This window comes from Fulvivirga kasyanovii (genome assembly GCF_009711405.1).
Classification (GTDB): domain Bacteria; phylum Bacteroidota; class Bacteroidia; order Cytophagales; family Cyclobacteriaceae; genus Fulvivirga; species Fulvivirga kasyanovii.
The window spans coordinates 12,444-28,452 of sequence record NZ_SMLW01000624.1; the positions used below are offsets into that span (position 1 = coordinate 12,444).

At 43.2% G+C, this 16,009-nt stretch carries 11 protein-coding genes; 4 read left to right on the top strand and 7 right to left on the bottom strand.

All coding sequences use genetic code 11. From position 1 onward, the window contains the following. Positions 1-556 precede the first annotated feature (556 nt). The gene (locus E1163_RS20660; RefSeq protein WP_155174364.1) at positions 557-1,723 is read right to left on the bottom strand and encodes a sensor histidine kinase; all 1,167 of its coding nucleotides are present in this window, start codon (positions 1,721-1,723) and stop codon (positions 557-559) included. Between the two features lie 553 nt (positions 1,724-2,276). Between E1163_RS20660 and E1163_RS20665 the strand changes: the two genes are divergently transcribed. The 3 genes from E1163_RS20665 to E1163_RS31560 all read left to right on the top strand — a co-directional run bounded on the left by E1163_RS20665 (position 2,277) and on the right by E1163_RS31560 (position 5,530). Further along, on the top strand, positions 2,277-2,480 hold the full coding sequence (locus E1163_RS20665) for a hypothetical protein (protein ID WP_155174365.1): 204 nt from the start codon (positions 2,277-2,279) through the stop codon (positions 2,478-2,480). Positions 2,481-2,626: 146 nt separating this feature from the next. Further along, positions 2,627-3,280 (top strand): alpha/beta hydrolase family protein, encoded by a 654-nt coding sequence (locus E1163_RS20670; protein ID WP_221418051.1) that lies wholly within the window; start codon positions 2,627-2,629, stop codon positions 3,278-3,280. A 117-nt stretch (positions 3,281-3,397) separates the two neighbouring features. After that, a complete protein-coding gene (locus tag E1163_RS31560; protein ID WP_155174366.1) occupies positions 3,398-5,530 on the top strand; it encodes an ATP-binding protein in 2,133 nt (710 codons plus the stop codon). A gap of 322 nt (positions 5,531-5,852) precedes the next feature. Here E1163_RS31560 and E1163_RS20680 read toward each other — a convergent pair whose 3' ends face one another. The 4 genes from E1163_RS20680 to ligD all read right to left on the bottom strand — a co-directional run bounded on the left by E1163_RS20680 (position 5,853) and on the right by ligD (position 10,142). Beyond that, positions 5,853-6,161 carry a hypothetical protein gene (locus tag E1163_RS20680; protein ID WP_155174367.1) on the bottom strand — a complete coding sequence of 103 codons (309 nt, stop codon included), beginning with the start codon at positions 6,159-6,161 and terminating at the stop codon, positions 5,853-5,855. A 12-nt stretch (positions 6,162-6,173) separates the two neighbouring features. Next, entirely contained in the window at positions 6,174-6,797 is a 624-nt protein-coding gene (locus E1163_RS20685; RefSeq protein WP_155174368.1) for a tetratricopeptide repeat protein, read from the bottom strand. 21 nt (positions 6,798-6,818) lie between these two features. Then, complete coding sequence (gene ku, locus E1163_RS20690; RefSeq protein ID WP_155174369.1) at positions 6,819-7,682, bottom strand: non-homologous end joining protein Ku; 864 nt, start codon at positions 7,680-7,682, stop codon at positions 6,819-6,821. Between the two features lie 138 nt (positions 7,683-7,820). Further along, positions 7,821-10,142, bottom strand: coding sequence for a non-homologous end-joining DNA ligase (gene ligD / locus E1163_RS20695; RefSeq protein WP_155174370.1), 2,322 nt, complete (start codon positions 10,140-10,142; stop codon positions 7,821-7,823). Between the two features lie 131 nt (positions 10,143-10,273). Between ligD and E1163_RS20700 the strand changes: the two genes are divergently transcribed. After that, the gene (locus E1163_RS20700; RefSeq protein ID WP_155174371.1) at positions 10,274-10,648 is read left to right on the top strand and encodes a hypothetical protein; all 375 of its coding nucleotides are present in this window, start codon (positions 10,274-10,276) and stop codon (positions 10,646-10,648) included. Between the two features lie 68 nt (positions 10,649-10,716). On the opposite strand, the gene E1163_RS20705 is transcribed toward E1163_RS20700, so the two are convergent. Next, positions 10,717-15,294: a T9SS type A sorting domain-containing protein gene (locus tag E1163_RS20705; RefSeq protein ID WP_246223796.1), complete on the bottom strand. Its 4,578-nt coding sequence runs from the start codon at positions 15,292-15,294 to the stop codon at positions 10,717-10,719. 300 nt (positions 15,295-15,594) lie between these two features. After that, positions 15,595-16,009 (bottom strand): ferritin-like domain-containing protein (locus E1163_RS20710; RefSeq protein WP_155174372.1); only part of this gene is annotated, 415 nt, incomplete at its 5' end.

Sequence of the window (16,009 nt, forward strand, 5' to 3'; positions counted from 1 at the left end):
ATTTTAACCAGAAATTGGGTTAGTCATGCAGTTTTAGCTATTACTTCCCAGTAGAGCTTCTCGCAGAGGACCCTACGGCATTCGGAGGCACAATCTTTCATTATGGCAGGAGGCCATTGCCGGGAGAGGCGATGCTCAGAAAGGTTAGCAATCTCTGCTTTAAGGCTATTACCCTCAGCCGGTGTTACAGAACAGTAAAGCTTTACCAAACTTTCAAAGTTTAGTAAAGCCGCCATTTAGCTCTGAAGCTGTCATTAAATTTATCAACCAAAAAGAGCACATTTGCCGCGTTCTACCGTCTTAGCTTAATAGCATAGGTCTGTCCCCTGTCAGACCTATCAGTCACCGGGTGAGTAAAGCAGCACATGAAATGAAAGTTCAATAAAGCTGTAATTTAGTGGCTCTCTGTTTGCTTCCATTCTAACAAATAATCCAGCAAGAAAGATGCGTACGTAGTTCCTTTATAGGATTATGCAGTATTACAGCATGATCTAATCAAGCTAACGTTATTGGTAGCATTGATTCCTCCGCCTGAAAGTAGAATTAATACGACACTTCATATCAATTCTTGATCCCTTTGACTTTCCTTTTCCAAAGTAAAAAAGAAAGCAGCCCCTTTCCCGGGAGCACCTTCCGCCCAGATGCGTCCTCCATGGTGCTCTACTACTTTGTGAACTATAGCTAACCCAATGCCGGTACCTTCAAACTCACTTTCCTTATGCAAACGCTGGAAAACTCCAAACATTTTATTTTTATAATTATTGTCGAAACCAACGCCGTTGTCTTTAATATAATAGACATACTCATCTTGGTGCCACTCCCCTCCTACTTCTATACAGGCTTCTTTGCGCAAAGAGGTGTATTTTATGGCATTCCCTAAAAGGTTAGTCACCAGTCTGCGCAAGAGGGCTTTATCAGCATAAGCAGGTTTGAGAGGTTGAATATTCAGCGTGATTTTTCGGTTTTGGATGTGTTCGGTCAGTTCTTCAAATATATTTTTAAATTTAGCTGTCATGTCTACTTCCTCCAGTTGCTTATCCTTTCTTGCAAGACTGGCAAAGTGAAGTAGTTCATCTATCAAAGTCGACATCTTTTTGGTATTACGGACAATTACTTTTATGACTTTTAAAGCTTCCTCTTCCATTTCTGAGGCGTAATCTTCCATAAGAATATTAGCATAGCCTGAAATTACCCTCAAAGGGGCCCGCAAGTCATGTGAAACCGTATAACTAAATGATTGAAGTTCCTCATATGCTTTTTCAAGATCATTAATATGACGTTTTAGTACACTTCTTGTATTTTTAAGCTCCTCTTCATATCTGAATTTCTCAATAAAAAACTTCACCTTATCCTTAACAAATCCGGCATTAAGAGGCCTGGAAATAAAGGTAAACGTACATTGTTCATGACCTTTGAACACCCGGGCTTTATCCTCTCCGGGAGGGAGCATGAATATAAATGGTATAGCCCGTAATTTTTCATTATTGCAAAGCATCTCTGCAAACGAATAACCATCCATTCCAGGCATATCAGTGTCAATTAGTGCAAGAGTAAAGTCATTTTGATCAAAATATCGTAATGCCTCTTCTCCACTGCCAGCATGAAAAAGTTCTAAATTCAAATCATGGATAACCTTTTGGAGTACTTCCAGGTGCACCTGTTCATCATCTATTACAATCACCTTGTTGCTATGAAGAACACTCTTATTAACCGACCTTGTCATTGATTTATATTCTATTAAATAAAACACTTAAGATGCTTGATAGTTTAGTATGCACTTATGAATGTGTAAATCTCTTATGAATACAGCAGTTATTGCTGGTCAGGTGTAAAACCGTGGAGTATACCGATCCCGGTTGCCTAATGCTTTCGCTGATTGCTATTCACAAATGCTGTCAATCAAATAGTCGGAACTGTTAATGTCTCCTCAGAAATTCTGCTTGTTAAAGAACGATACAAAGTCATATAAAAACAGCCGGCAAGATATTGCCAGCCGTTTTTCAGGTTTAGGTTGAGGTAAAGCTTAATACCTGGTAGTCAGCTTGAACAGCAAATAATACTCCAACCAATTCATAACGCTTATGGATAACCACATGCATGATACCTGTAGATGTTTATCAACATAAAGGAGGAAAAAGCGAGACAGTCTGATGTAAATTCCTTCAATGTATTGCCTTCAGCAAGTTAATCATCTCTTAATTCTTACTTTCAATACCTTCCTTTTGTTTTGGCAAACAGCTTGCACAGTGTGTGATGCAACTAAATAATTTATAACCATGAAAAAACACATATTAATCCTGGCTTTTCTGGCTGTACTCGGCCTTGGTGCATGTACGGATAACCAAACTAAAGAGCAGGTTAATGATGAAACCAAAGAGATAGATGCTCAATCTAAGACCCTGGGAGAAGATATTGATGAAAATGACCCTGATGAAGTGGGCAAAAGTGATCCTGTAGGAGATACCCTTGAAAACAAATAATAACGTAGATATTGCGCCACCAATTGCTGAGACCACTGTATATCCTGTGGTCTCAAGCTATATAAATGTATCCTGCTTCTTTCATTAGCCATAAAATCATATTAATTTGGAACAATCATAAACATGGGATTTTACTTACAGATATTATGGCAGAAAAGATTACCGTTTCGGAAAAAATAGGCGAGGTTAGTTACGAGCTTCTCTCCGCCCCTTCTGCTAAAGCTGTAATGGTTCTCAGCCATGGAGCTGGTGCCGGAATGCATCATCCGTTTATGAATTCGCTTGCCCATGAATTGGCAGAAGCAGGTATCAGCACGTTAAGGTTTAACTTTCCTTACATGGAAAATGGTAAAAGGCGACCTGACCCGCCGCAGATCGCCCTCAAGACCATTGAAGCTGCTATTAAACAAGCGCAACAGCTCTTCCCAAGGCTTCCTGTTCTGGCAGGTGGTAAGTCTTTTGGTGGAAGAATGACTTCGTTATATGCGGCATCAAATCCTCACAACCTCACCGGAGTGGTGTTTTATGGTTTTCCCCTTCACCCTCCCGGCAAGCCCTCTGTTGACAGAGCTGGTCATCTGGGCAAAATAAGTTGCCCCATGCTCTTTCTGCAGGGTACCCGCGACAAACTGGCTACTCCTCATTTGATTCGGCAAGTAACTGAACCTTTACCTAATACCACATTGATAAACCTGGAAGGTGCTGACCACTCTTTCCATATGCTCAAAAGAAGCGGGATCACTGATGAACAAATGCTATCACAACTTGCCCTCCATACCAGGAAATGGCTACCTGTTTAAGGTGCATTTCTGCTCGGTTTTTTATACATTTGTTGTTTATCCTTAATATTAATTACCATCAAAGTGGCCATGTTTATGTCTCAGACATAGGAGGCCTTACTTATAAGTCAAATACAGGTGAAGTTACTCCTCTATATTATATTGTCTGTTTTTGCTACTTCCTCCTTGGCACAGCAGGACACTATAATAGTTAGGAATTTCAATACAGGCAGTTACAAAGCGACGTCTTTTAATTACATGGGAATACAGGCCAGTGATGGTATATATTATTTTGGCAACGAGGACGGAATCCTTCAATATGATGGAAGCGAATGGCAACTTCACACAATAAAGAACTATTCAGGCATTTTCTCTATGGCCGAAGGTGAGGATAATACCTTATACGTAGGGGGCTTTAATGAATTTGGATACGCGAAAAAAGACTCAACAGGCACGTTGGTATACAACTCATTAAGGAATCAAGTTAGTGCTGATTCCACCATTAACGAAGTGTGGCAAACGATCATATTCAAAGAAAGTGTTTATTTCCTCTCCTATGACCGAATTTTACGATGGGATGGCACCAACATGCATCATATACCGGTTAAAGATGCTTATCTCTTTCCGGTCAATGGTAAACTTTATGCTTCCATATTTAATGGAAATATTGTGAGGTTTGAAGGGGATAGTGCTGTATTTGTGAGTGATAAAATAAAATTTAAGGAAGATGCTGCCTTTCAGATTTTACCGGGCCCCGCCAACCAACACATCATCTTCACTTCTTCGCACGGATTGTATCTTTTTGATGAAGAAAAGGGAATAATAGAGAAATGGCAAGTTGATGCCAATGATATTTTAACCAAAAGTCAACTGTACTCCGTAGTTCATTGGCGTGACAGCTTGTATGCGTGTTCCACCTGGGCCAACGGGTTAATATTTCTGAATAAAGATGGGGTGATCGTTAAAACCCTTACCAAAAATGATGGGCTTTCAACCAACTCCTTGCGAGAGCCTATGCAAGACAGACGTAATAACCTTTGGATCGCTTCAAACTATGGCATCACCTATTTACAGTGGCCGGTTTTGAATCAGCCGTCCTCACCTCCGGCAACAATAATAACTAAAGTGACCTCCGAAGAAAAAACATTAACCACCCCGTATTTAGCCAACCTGAGTGTCCACTATGAATTACCCGTAACATTTCACTTTGCCACTCCGGGGTATGACAAAGCGGATCTGGAATATAGCTATTTCCTTGAAGGTGTTGATCAGGGCTGGTCCGAATGGAATAATGATGTAAAGAAAGAATACAGGCACACGAATGGAGGGCAATATACATTTTATGTCAAGGCGCGTCTGTTAAATGGTATGGAGAGTCAACCTGCCACGCTTACATATCATGTCCATAAACCCTGGTACTTGTCTAACTGGTTTGCCGTAGTGGTCATACTGATTTTGGTAGCATCAATCTACCTGCTCGTTCGGCTTAGGACTTTACATCTCAGCAGGATCAACCGGCAACTGGAATGCCTGGTTGAAGAAAGGACAACCGAACTGGTGGCACAAAGGGAACAGCTAAAAAACGTAAACAAAGACCTCCGAACCATGAATACCGAGCTGGACAATTTTGTTTACCGCTCATCCCATGACCTGGTAGCCCCGCTCAAATCATTAAAGGGACTGATCAACCTGGCAAAAATGGATAATCCGGGCGAGCGACAGATGCACTATCTCCAGATCATGAATTCCAGCGTCTTACGGCTGGAGGATTTCATTAAAAGTATTATGGACTACTCCATCAATACAAAAAGGGAAATCGAGCTGAAAGAAGTCGCACTTGACAGCATTATTAATGAAATAGTGGCTGAGCTAAAATACTTTGAAAAAGCTGAAAGAGTAGATTTGTTTAAGGAATATGAACCTGATTTTACTATCAAGTCAGACCCCAGCAGGCTAAAGATAATCTTTAGCAATCTGATCACCAACAGCGTCAAATACCACAACTATGATCAACCCAGACCATTCATCAAGGTAATCGCCGCCAAAACCGCAGAATATACTGAAGTTAAAATAAAGGACAATGGTCAGGGCATACCAGAGGAATTCCTCGTCAAGATCTTCGATATGTTCTTTCGGGCATCAGAAAGTGCCGAAGGCTCCGGCCTGGGCCTTTATATCGTTAAGGATACAGTGGACAAACTAGGCGCCAACATCTCAGTGGCCTCCAAATATGGTGAAGGTACTACTTTTACGTTGAGGTTGGGTAGTTGAAGCGTTTTTAGTAATCGGTGATCGGGTAATCAGTAAACGGTAAAATTGACCGTCATTGCGCGGAGAGAGGTACAGCCTGTCCCGAAAAATTTCGGGAAACGACAAAGCAATCCCCTTGTTGTGAATGACAAACTTAACCGTAATACAGACAGTCCTTGCTCAGAATCGGAAGATCACTTCGTAGTGCCTCCTACCAATGACACAATTATTCGATGTGTTGATTTATGACCAGTTGATATCTCATTTTTTGGTGCTTCAGACAGCCACTTTCCTTCTGTAGGTGAATTTTCCGTTCACTCAACCAGCAACCCACACCTACCCCTCAACTTCCCGTCTTCCTCTGCTCACCAGCCTTCCTTCCGGGCTTGGCTTTTTGCATGGGGAGTTTGCCGGGGATGTCCATGGCTTCGTTGTCATGGATTTTGTCGAGAAGCTCGGCTAATTGCTGGTGTAGTTTATGGCCTTCGGTATCAAGTGCGCCATTACGCTCCCTGTCATCAAAATAGTTGAAGGTCTGCTTTAGCAGGGTAAGTACTTCTCCTTCGTGCTTTTCGGCCTCGGCTTGCTGGTTGATGGCATCGCGGAGTTTACTAAAATGCCCTTGTAGGATTAATTCTGCAGTTGAGTCCATAATCAGTGGGGTTTACTGTGCTTTTGATTTCATTGATCGCTGTAAGCTGTTGATGAGTTTTTCTACGTTTTCCCGCTCTCTGTCAGTGGCCAGTTCTTTATACTTGGTCAGTACTCTGACTGCATCCTTAAAATCTTTTTGCATGGCCATTACCAGGCCAAGATTGTAATAGGAACTTTCGAAATCGGGTTCTATCTCTATGGAGATTTCATAATGGAGCTTGGCCAGGTTCAGTTCTCCTACTTCGGAGTAAACATTGGCGAGATTATAATGTGCTTCAAAGTGTCTGGGGTCATGCTTAAGGCAGTTCGTAAGGCAGTCGATAGCTTTTACGTAGTTTTCTCTGGCAGACTCAAGTATACCAAGGTTGCAATATGCATCCGCTACGCATTCACCTGCTTTAATAGCTTTCCAGTAGTATTCAGCGGCTTGTTCGCTATTTTCTTCATCCAGATACAGTGCCTGCTCAAAAGCGCTCTCATAGCTCTGCATGCTCACTACGCGTGCCTCGCTTGGCGGAGCTGTAAACATATTAAGCTGGCCAAAGTCCTCAAGGTTTACACACTTACGTTTACGAACCTTCTTATAGCCCAGCTTAGCGCTGTTGTTGATCGGGAACTTAACTATTTTTGCCACTTCAGTAGATTTTACTGATTACTAACCCACTTTCTGTTTTCTGCTTTTGGCCGGCTCCTTTTCTTCGGTTTTCTTTGCTTTCTTGCCGGTAGCCTTCTTCATAGGCTTTTTCTGCGATTTGGCCTGATCTATACTCTCTTTTAAGGCCGTCATAATATCCACCACTTCTGGCTCTTCCTCAGTGTAAGATACAATTTCCTTACCTTCTATTTTTGCATGGATCATTTCTTTGAGCGCTTCATGATAATGATCTGTCATGTCTATTTTATCGAAGGGCTTACTCATAGAGTCAACGAGGGTTTTCGCCAGTTTAAGCTGCTCTTTATCTGCTTCATTTACCTCATCTATCTTCGGCACATCAGCCATGTCCCGGATCTCATTAGGGCTTCTAAGCTTATAGAGCATGATGCCATTGCCATAGGGTGTAAGTAGCACCATATTCTCTTTCTCTCTCAACACCACACGCCCTACGCCTACTTTTCCTGATTGTTTCAGCGTTTGCATTAACAAGGCATAGGTTTTGGCGGCAATATCACCATCAGGGCCAATGAAATAAGGTGAATCATATAATGTAGGATGAACTTCATCTGCATTCACAAACCCTTCTATTTCAATAACCTTGGTGCTTTTTAGCTTTATTTTCTCCAAATCTTCCGAACCAATAATAACATACTGGCCCGGCTCATATTGATAGCCTTTGATAATGTCATCGGCCTTCAAAACGTCACCCGTTACTTTATCTTTTTTCTCATATTTTACGGGGTTTTTGGTTTCTTTTGACAGTTGGTTGAACCGTATGGTTTCGGTGGAGTCAATGGCAGTGTAGATCCTGATTGGAATAGTTACCAGACTAAAGCGAATATGTCCTTTCCAAATAGCTCTCATGGTTTTGAGGGGTTAAGGGTTCTGTTAAATAACGAAAAGAGCGCTCTGATTGTTTATTCCCTCAACGTGTCGAAGCACATCAAGTAATAATATAAATATATGAATATAATGTGTTAATAGTCAACATTATTAGCAAATTCAATCCTGCATATCCGGTCGCAACCTCAAAAAAACCGGCTCCCGGAAACTGCCATTGCCTGTGATCATCGTATATTCAACTTCGCAAAACAGTCTGGGCTCTACCCAGGTAGTTTTAGCTTTATCTAATGGGTCTTCATCCACAGGCTTATCTATTTCGGGTAATTTAGAAAGGTCAGCGAAGAGTTCTTTGATCATCTTATCATTAAACCCTGTGCCTACTTTACCGCGATACACCAGCCTGCCATCAACGTACTGCCCCAGATGCAAGGCTCCCAACGCTCCTTCCCTATCTCCTTTGCCCGGGGTATAACCTATAATAAGCGCCTCTGCCGTTTGTCTTGACTTTATCTTCACCCAGTTTGTGGTCCTTTTGCCGGGCGTATACCTGCTATTGCCGTCTTTCGCCATTATTCCCTCCAACTGCATCTTTTTAGTAGCCTCAAAGAGTTCTTTCCCTTCTTTAACAGCTTCGCTCATCCTGTAGGGGGTGTCCTTTCTCAAAGAGTCCTGCAACCACTCGCGACGCCTGAGCAGAGGCTCGTTGATGAGCGGCCTTCCGTCCAGGTACAGGATATCAAATACATAGCAGTAAGCCGGATATTTTTTAGAGCTTCTTTCTATTTCCGAAGCCCCGGTACGCTGCATTCGGTGAATTACTGTTTTAAAATCAGGTTTACCTGCTTTATCGAAACAAACTATTTCTGCATCAATTACAGCATTGGTAACTCTAAAAGCTTTATCTGCAGCCATCAATTCAGGAAACTGCTTGTTCAGGTTTTTATGGTTTCGGCTCCAGATATTAACCTCACCTTCATTAATAATGATAATACTCCTGATGCCATCCCATTTGAGTTCATAAATATATTCGTCACCCACAGGCACCTTATTGGAGGTACTGGCCATCATGGGTTCTGCCGGTGTGTTAAGCCAGTCTATTTGCGGTGTATCTACACGTTCCAAAAGCCATTCCTTACCTTTCATTTGATGCATGCGATATTCACCATTAACCTGAGGGCTGTTGAGGGTAAAGTAAAAACCATCTTTTTTCTTTTTGCTTATTTCATATCTGCCATTGGCATAGATCCACATATTGCCACCACCGTATTGCCCTTTAGGGATCTCACCCTCAAAGGTGATGTACTCCAGGGGATGGTCCTCTGTTTCCATGGCCAGTCTTTTGATCCCGGGCATCGAGGGCAAGCCTTTGGGCACTGCCCATGATTTCAGTACGCCACCTTCTTCAAGCCTAAGGTCATAATGCAGGTGTGAGGCATGGTGGCGGTGTACTACAAAGCCCGTATCATCACCACCGCTGAAAAGAGCCTTGGGCTCCGGTGTCTTTGTAAAGTCACGCTTTTTTCCATATTCATTAAGCTGCTCAGGAGATTTATAGTGTTTATTTGTCCCTAAAACTTTGCCTTTTGACCCTAATTTTCTTTTCGTGTGCAGTTCTACCGCATAAGCTCCCATACCTTCCCAGGCATCGCCATACTCAATTACCCGCTCATGTGCTGTTTTGATAGTATAGGCCTGCGAGTTCCCGATATCTTCAAGTTCCTCCCATGGCAGCGGCATCGAAACCGGCGCCCCGGGATAGCCCCTCAGGCTGTAGGGCGCTACAATGGTCTGACTGCTCCTGTTTCGGTAAATATCGATTAATACCCTACCCTTTCTTGCGTCCTTCTTAATGTTGAGTGTTGCCTCTTTTTGTCTCTCCACAAAGGGTTGTGCTATGTTCTTGGCAGCCTCAAAACACTCATCGAAAGTCCATTTTGCCTGCACCGGAGTCAGCAGATGTAAACCTTTCCCTCCGGTAGTCTTCACAAAGCATTGATAATCATAAGATTCAATGTGATCTTTTAAGTTAAAGGCCAGGCCTTTTAATTCCTCAAAATCGTACCCTTCGGGAGGATCAAGGTCATAAACAATATAGTCGGGATGGTCGTGATGGGGGCGTTTGGCATGCATTTGATGTAACTCAAGGCAGGCCATATTGGCGAGCCATACCAGCGAGGCTTCCTCCGTGGCCATGATGTAGTCTTTCTTCTGCTCGCTGCCCAAGGCCACATACTCCAGCCAGTCAGGTGCCCATTCCGGCCTGTTCTTTTGAAAAAACCGTTCGCCATCAATACCATCAGGAAAACGGATCAGGGAAAGCGCACGACCTTTTATGTGGGAAAGAATAGTTGGGGCAATAGACAGATAATACTGGATAACTTCAGCTTTCACAATGTGATCATCCGGGTACAGTACCTTGGTAAGGTTAGAAAGCTCCAACTTGCGTTTACCAATCTGAACAAACTGAGAATCGCGCCCCATGAATACAATTTAGTGTTTTCCTACGGTTTTTCTATGATTATCAGAAACAACAGTGTTCTGCTGACATTGTTGGGCTAATGCCAGTGTTTGGCATCGGGAAAATGATTATATTCAAATAAAATCGATGACCCATGTTATCTCTTCTTCAAAAGCCTGTTTATCAATTATTGATCACTCAGATGCTTTCCATACTGGCCATGGTTATCTACAGGCCAAATGACGTGAATGCCACATGGACTGTAGCAGGTTTGTTTTATTTTCTCTTCATCATTATTAACTCGATATTGGTGTGGCCGGCAACGTCCCCGTGGCTATACTTTTTTATTTCAATAGGCTTATCCATAGTCTATCTGCTCATCTCCTGGTTGGTTTGTGCAGGTACGATCAGACTTTTTAACCTAAAAGGTTCAGGTGAAAGCAGCATGGTATTTCTGGTGATCATTTATCACCCTGCCTCCATTATGTTTGTCATGCTCATCAAATGGATCTATTATAAGCTGTTCTAAGCCCATAAAAACAAAAGCGCCCGAATGAAATAACTCCACCCGGGCGCTTATATAATCTTAAATTATTGTTACTCTTTTACCACCTTAAGGGTTTGCTCCAGACCATCAAGTTCACTCTGCACTTTGATGATGTAGATTCCCTCAGGAAGGCTTTCCATATCAAGTTGATATTCATTTACCCCAAAAATGAGGTCAACATCCCTGCGTACATGCACTTTGCCCATGATGTCCAATACCTGTATAGTAGCTTGCGCATCTTCTTCCGACGTAAAGGTAAGGTTTACAAAACTAGTGAATGGGTTAGGGTAAACAGATACTTCAAAGCCACTCACTTCGTTAGGCACATAGTTTTCATGATCTTCCAGGGCACTTGTTCTTGCTCCGTTTCTGCCTTTTTCAGGAATAAGATTATAGATACCATCTACATCATAACCATCAGCATTGCCAAAGAAGTTTGACGGCTGGGATACATCCTTAATGCGAATATATTTGGCCTTTTTAATGCCTGCAGTGGCCAGATCAAACTCACCATCCTGGCACGTGGTACCGAGTGAATAGAAGTCTGACCCGTTGTCTGATGCGAACACCTCGGCAGACTCAGGATACCAGTAACACGGCAAGTTGAGAGGACCGAATGTACTTTCAAAAAGTCTGAATTCATTGCCCTGCAGATCGTACATGTAATTGTCGAGTTCCAGGGTGATCTCTCCTCCGAAGCCAAGGCTTACGAAGTTGAAATAGAAGTTTTCAAGTGGTTGTCCCAGGGCTTTTTCAGGATAGCTTCTTGTCCAGTGTACCGGTCTGCCATTCCTTCTTTTTCCCTGAACAAATGAAACTACATTTACTGCTGTAAAATCATTGAAGGTAACCTCTTCTTCAAATTCAAACCGAGCAGATACGATCATATGATCGGACACTGTTGATGCATAATCACTGTCATAGTATTGATAACCGACTCTGGCCGAGCCATCAATGAAGGCTTCTGCAAGCTCATCAGAGGAAATAATATGGTCGATCATATTCTCTCTGAACACATAAGAGCGGAAGCCCTGCTCGCTTAACGTTAACGTCAGCAGTTCGTATGATGCCGTATCCATCACATAGGCTTCGTAGGTAGATGCAGAAGATGATACTCCATCAGCAACAGTAAAGTCAAGGTCATCATTGTAATCACCCAGCATGATCACATTGGCATCTGCATAATAAGTATCCAAAGAATCTTTTAGTACCTCTACGTCATACTTACGCATATCATACCGGCTTTGGGCACCTGAACTGCCATTGGCACGGGCATGCACGGCTACCATATGAAGTCTCTTGGTAACACCGTTTATTGTGACGTCAGCCACCAGCATGTAGGGCAATCTTCCACTGGCCCAGAAACGTGAGGGATCCTCAGGGTACCCTGTGAGGAATGAAGCATCGCCACCATTGTACAATGGATGAACCGTTGACAAAAGTGCTCTTGATGCTGTAGTATCAGGCACTACCGTAGTAGTATTGTAAATAAATCCAACATGCTGAGCATCTGCACTTCCCGGATAAGAGGTAGCCGAAGAAAGTACATAGTCATATCCTGGTAGTTCACTGATCAACTGGTCGAATAAAGCCAGATCAGTGATCTCTTCTACTGCAATTACATCTGCATCAAGTTGCTGCAAAATGGCTTTTACACTATCTTTTTGTATAGCATCTGAGTTAGGATTACCTGCTGCAGGTGAATTATTTTCATCTCCAAACCACTCAATATTCCAAGCCGCAATATCAAAGGTTTCGGAAACAGGTATACTCAGGTCATCACCTATAGGTTCGTACTTCTGTGCACACGGCATATCTCCGGCGTTTCGGGGCAATAACTGGTAAATATTCAGGAAACGACCAACAATTCCGGACACTACACTACAGGTATCCGGCTGGGCATATCCTACAAGTTCCTCGACATCTGCGTCTATCCGGAGCTCTCCTGAGCCGCTGGCATCACTAATTGAATAGTTGGAATTACCAAAAAGCAAGTGACCGGGTTGAGGGAAAGTAATGTTGGTCACTGTTACCAACTCACCGGGATGCAGGCTCAACTCGCTAAGAGAGATCACCTTTGGAACAACAGGCTGGCTGGCCGGACCGAAGTTTTCTAATACAGAAACATTGGCCAACTGCACCTGATCATTGAAGGCATCCCGAACAGCAGTGATCTTTACTGAATCACCAATCTGGAACAGCATATCTCCATGTACTGCTGCATCGAACACCGCAATACCCGCAGTACTATCCTGGAGGTAGGCAGGGCCACCAAAGTTATCGGTTGCTGTAAGTATACCGAGAATCGTTACTGGCTCTCCTATGGCTTTGGCACGAGCCTCTGCAATGGTGATCACCTCGCCTGGCTCAACCACACCGCCACCATTTTCTGCTCCTGGTGTAGGAGTTTCAGTTGCATAGGATGAGGTATTTCTTGCTCCTCCGGAACCATTGGGTAACCGTTGAAGTGATTGATTGTCTTTATCTCCTCCGGCGTCTTCATTGAGTTGGGCTTCGCCAGCATTCAACAGCACCAGAAGTTCTGCATCGTCGCTGTCATTAGTACCATAAACAACTGCATCAACAAGGTTTGCGGTAGTTACCAGTGTACCATTAGGAAAATCAGTCGCATCTGCCTGGTAAAGTGCAATAGCATCTGCTCCGTTTTGTAAACCATTGTTTGCAAAGATGAGATCAACATTAGGAACAGCCGCATTACCAAGCACAAAATAGCCATCTGCATTGGTAGTGTATCCATCCAGGTCAATCGCATTATAGCTGGCATCACCGTTGCCATTGTACAGCACAACTACCAGGCCATCAAGAGGTGAATTGCCCACGCCGCCATCGTACAGTTCAATAAATTCTGCTTCGTCTGATCCCGGAGTGTCTACATCTATTTCGTTGATCACGATACTTAAAGGCTCAGTGAGGTTGGTATTGGCCGATCCCGGGGTTGGAATAGCTGCCAGGTATGTGTCGGTGTTCCTGAGGCCGCCAGCTCCATTAGGATACCTCTGTAAGGAATGAAGGTCTTTATTGCCATTCATATCTTCATTGAGTTGTGGCTGACCGGCATTTAGCAACACCAAAAGCTCTGCATCGTCACTGTCGTTGGTATCATAAACCACTGCATCAATAAGATTTATCTCAGTCACCAAAGTGCCTGAAGGAAAATCAGCGGCTGTACCGGAATAAAGTGCTACGGCATCTGCGCCGTTTTGCAGGCCATTGGATGGGAATTCAATGGATACGCCGGGTACTCCGGTATTTCCTAGTACAAAATAACCCTGCGCATTAGTAGTGAATCCACTCAGATCAAAAGCGTTGTAGCTTTGATCATTGCTACCATTATAAAATACCAATACTAATCCGTCAAGCGATGTATTTCCAACACCTCCGTCATAAAGTTCCACAAACTCGGCAATATCCGTACCGTCAGTATCAGCATCTATCTCATTGATAACCAATGTTGCCGCGGGTCCGTCCTGTATGGTATTTGAAGCGCCGGGTGTATTGATGGCCTCTCCGGGTTCAGCTTCTGCTGTAGGGAAATCAGGCAAACCGGCCCCTGCAAAGCTATTTCTAATCCAATCACTGGATGTGTCGCTATCCTGACCATCAGGAATCCTGGATGCTCCCCCAACTGTGAATGTGGAACCATCAAAATCGGCTGTAAGCTGTGTGCCCAGGTAATTAAGATCACCAGTGCCACCATCGTAAACACTTACTGCATCAATCACCGACTCCCATGATAAAGTATCCAGTACGCCATCATCCTCAGGGTCAAGGTCATCTCCCAATGAGCCGGTAAAATTTTTAACCAATAGAAGCGATACAGAACCATTTTCAAAGGCATTGCTTAACAGTCCGGTAGTCCAAAAACCTGACGCATCAGTAGTCCCTAACTGAATAACCTCATCAATAATACCTGCTGACGGGCTGTCTCCCTCTATTTCGAGCAGCCAAAGGTCTGAGTAATCAGTATCCGGGGCGCCATAGATCTCAACAAACTCATTGGTATCGGAACCTGTATGATTAAATACAAATTCATTGATCACGGGATTGATCTCAACCGCACCGAAGCTCTGGCCGGCGTTAATGGCATTGTAGCTTGATGGTGAGTCGCTCTGCCAGCTAAAATCCGCATATTCTGTACCGTTACCGGCTAGCTGCAGTGAATTACCAATAGCAGTTGAGCCACTTTCACTCACACCAATGTCGGTGCTAAGCAATCCGTCTGCGCTACCACCTACAGCAGTAAAGGCGCCTTCATAGCTAAGGAACTGAATAACATTATTTGCGGCATCTATCAAAGCCAGACCATCTGGTGATCCGTTTTGAACACCTGCCTGATCAAAGAAAATGGCTCCGTAGCCATTTTGTTGGTTTGTAATGATCCCTGAAAGGGAAACAGAGGCATATAGAGCCCCTCCGCTGCCGTTGTAAAATTCCAGGGTATAACCTGACAAGTCAGTCCCGGCAGGTCCTGCGATTTCGACACCTTCCTGGGTGTCGGCTCCATCATTGTCGTAATGAATTTCGTTGATAAAAATGCTCTGAGCGTAAGCACCCAGGCAAATGTGCATCATCAGAACTATTGACAATAGTCTGTAAAGTTGTTTCATATGAGGATAGGTTTAAGTAGTTGATTATTAGGGTAAAGGTAGAGAATACCCATTAAAAACCAAGAAGAGCAAATGTTAAATTATCTTTATGAAATAGGACAATTTAACAGCGATAAATTAAAGATTATAACATGAGCGCATAAATCACTGATTATCAACACGCAACATGAACCAAAAAGAGGCCGTCCCGGAAAGCATGTTTGAACGGCCTCAGTTTTTTGTTAAAGAGATTTCTTGTTTAGCTGTTCTAATATATTGACACTATAAGATCATCTCTAAAGTGAGTTATGTTTTCCAATATTAAGCGTATTGCATTTTCAACTCCATGAGTTGAAAAATAGCTTCATCTATTTTGGTTTTATGGTTTTTGAGCAATGAGCTGGTAGTTGGTGGCAGGTCTTGCATGGCCAGTACTTCGTTGTAATCTCCCCAGGTGGTTATCTCTCCCTTTCTGCATTCTTCAAGTATAGCTTCCTCACTATTACTGCTTATTGCCTTCTTTAAGTCCATCCATTTTCTATGCAAATCACTCCCTACACTGGTTCCTTTCCCCTTCTCAGGGTCGCCTCCCAAATTCTTGATCTCCCCTTTCAGGTCATGCCCAAACCTATACCTCTGCTCAACATAGGTTTTAAAAAATTTCTTGAGTTTTGGATCGTCAACATCTTCAACGGCCTCCCGGTATCCGTATTCCGCATCATAGTTACGGGTGAGC

Excerpts from the sequence above, each read along its gene's own strand:
- E1163_RS20670 (WP_221418051.1), top strand. The coding sequence starts at position 2,627 with ATGGCAGAAAAGATTACCGTTTCGGAAAAAATAGGCGAGGTTAGTTAC.
- E1163_RS20680 (WP_155174367.1), bottom strand. The coding sequence starts at position 6,161 with ATGGACTCAACTGCAGAATTAATCCTACAAGGGCATTTTAGTAAACTC.
- ligD (WP_155174370.1), bottom strand. The coding sequence starts at position 10,142 with ATGGGGCGCGATTCTCAGTTTGTTCAGATTGGTAAACGCAAGTTGGAG.
- ku (WP_155174369.1), bottom strand. The coding sequence starts at position 7,682 with ATGAGAGCTATTTGGAAAGGACATATTCGCTTTAGTCTGGTAACTATT.
- E1163_RS20700 (WP_155174371.1), top strand. The coding sequence starts at position 10,274 with ATGTTATCTCTTCTTCAAAAGCCTGTTTATCAATTATTGATCACTCAG.
- E1163_RS20660 (WP_155174364.1), bottom strand. The coding sequence starts at position 1,723 with ATGACAAGGTCGGTTAATAAGAGTGTTCTTCATAGCAACAAGGTGATT.
- E1163_RS20665 (WP_155174365.1), top strand. The coding sequence starts at position 2,277 with ATGAAAAAACACATATTAATCCTGGCTTTTCTGGCTGTACTCGGCCTT.
- E1163_RS20705 (WP_246223796.1), bottom strand. The coding sequence starts at position 15,294 with ATGAAACAACTTTACAGACTATTGTCAATAGTTCTGATGATGCACATT.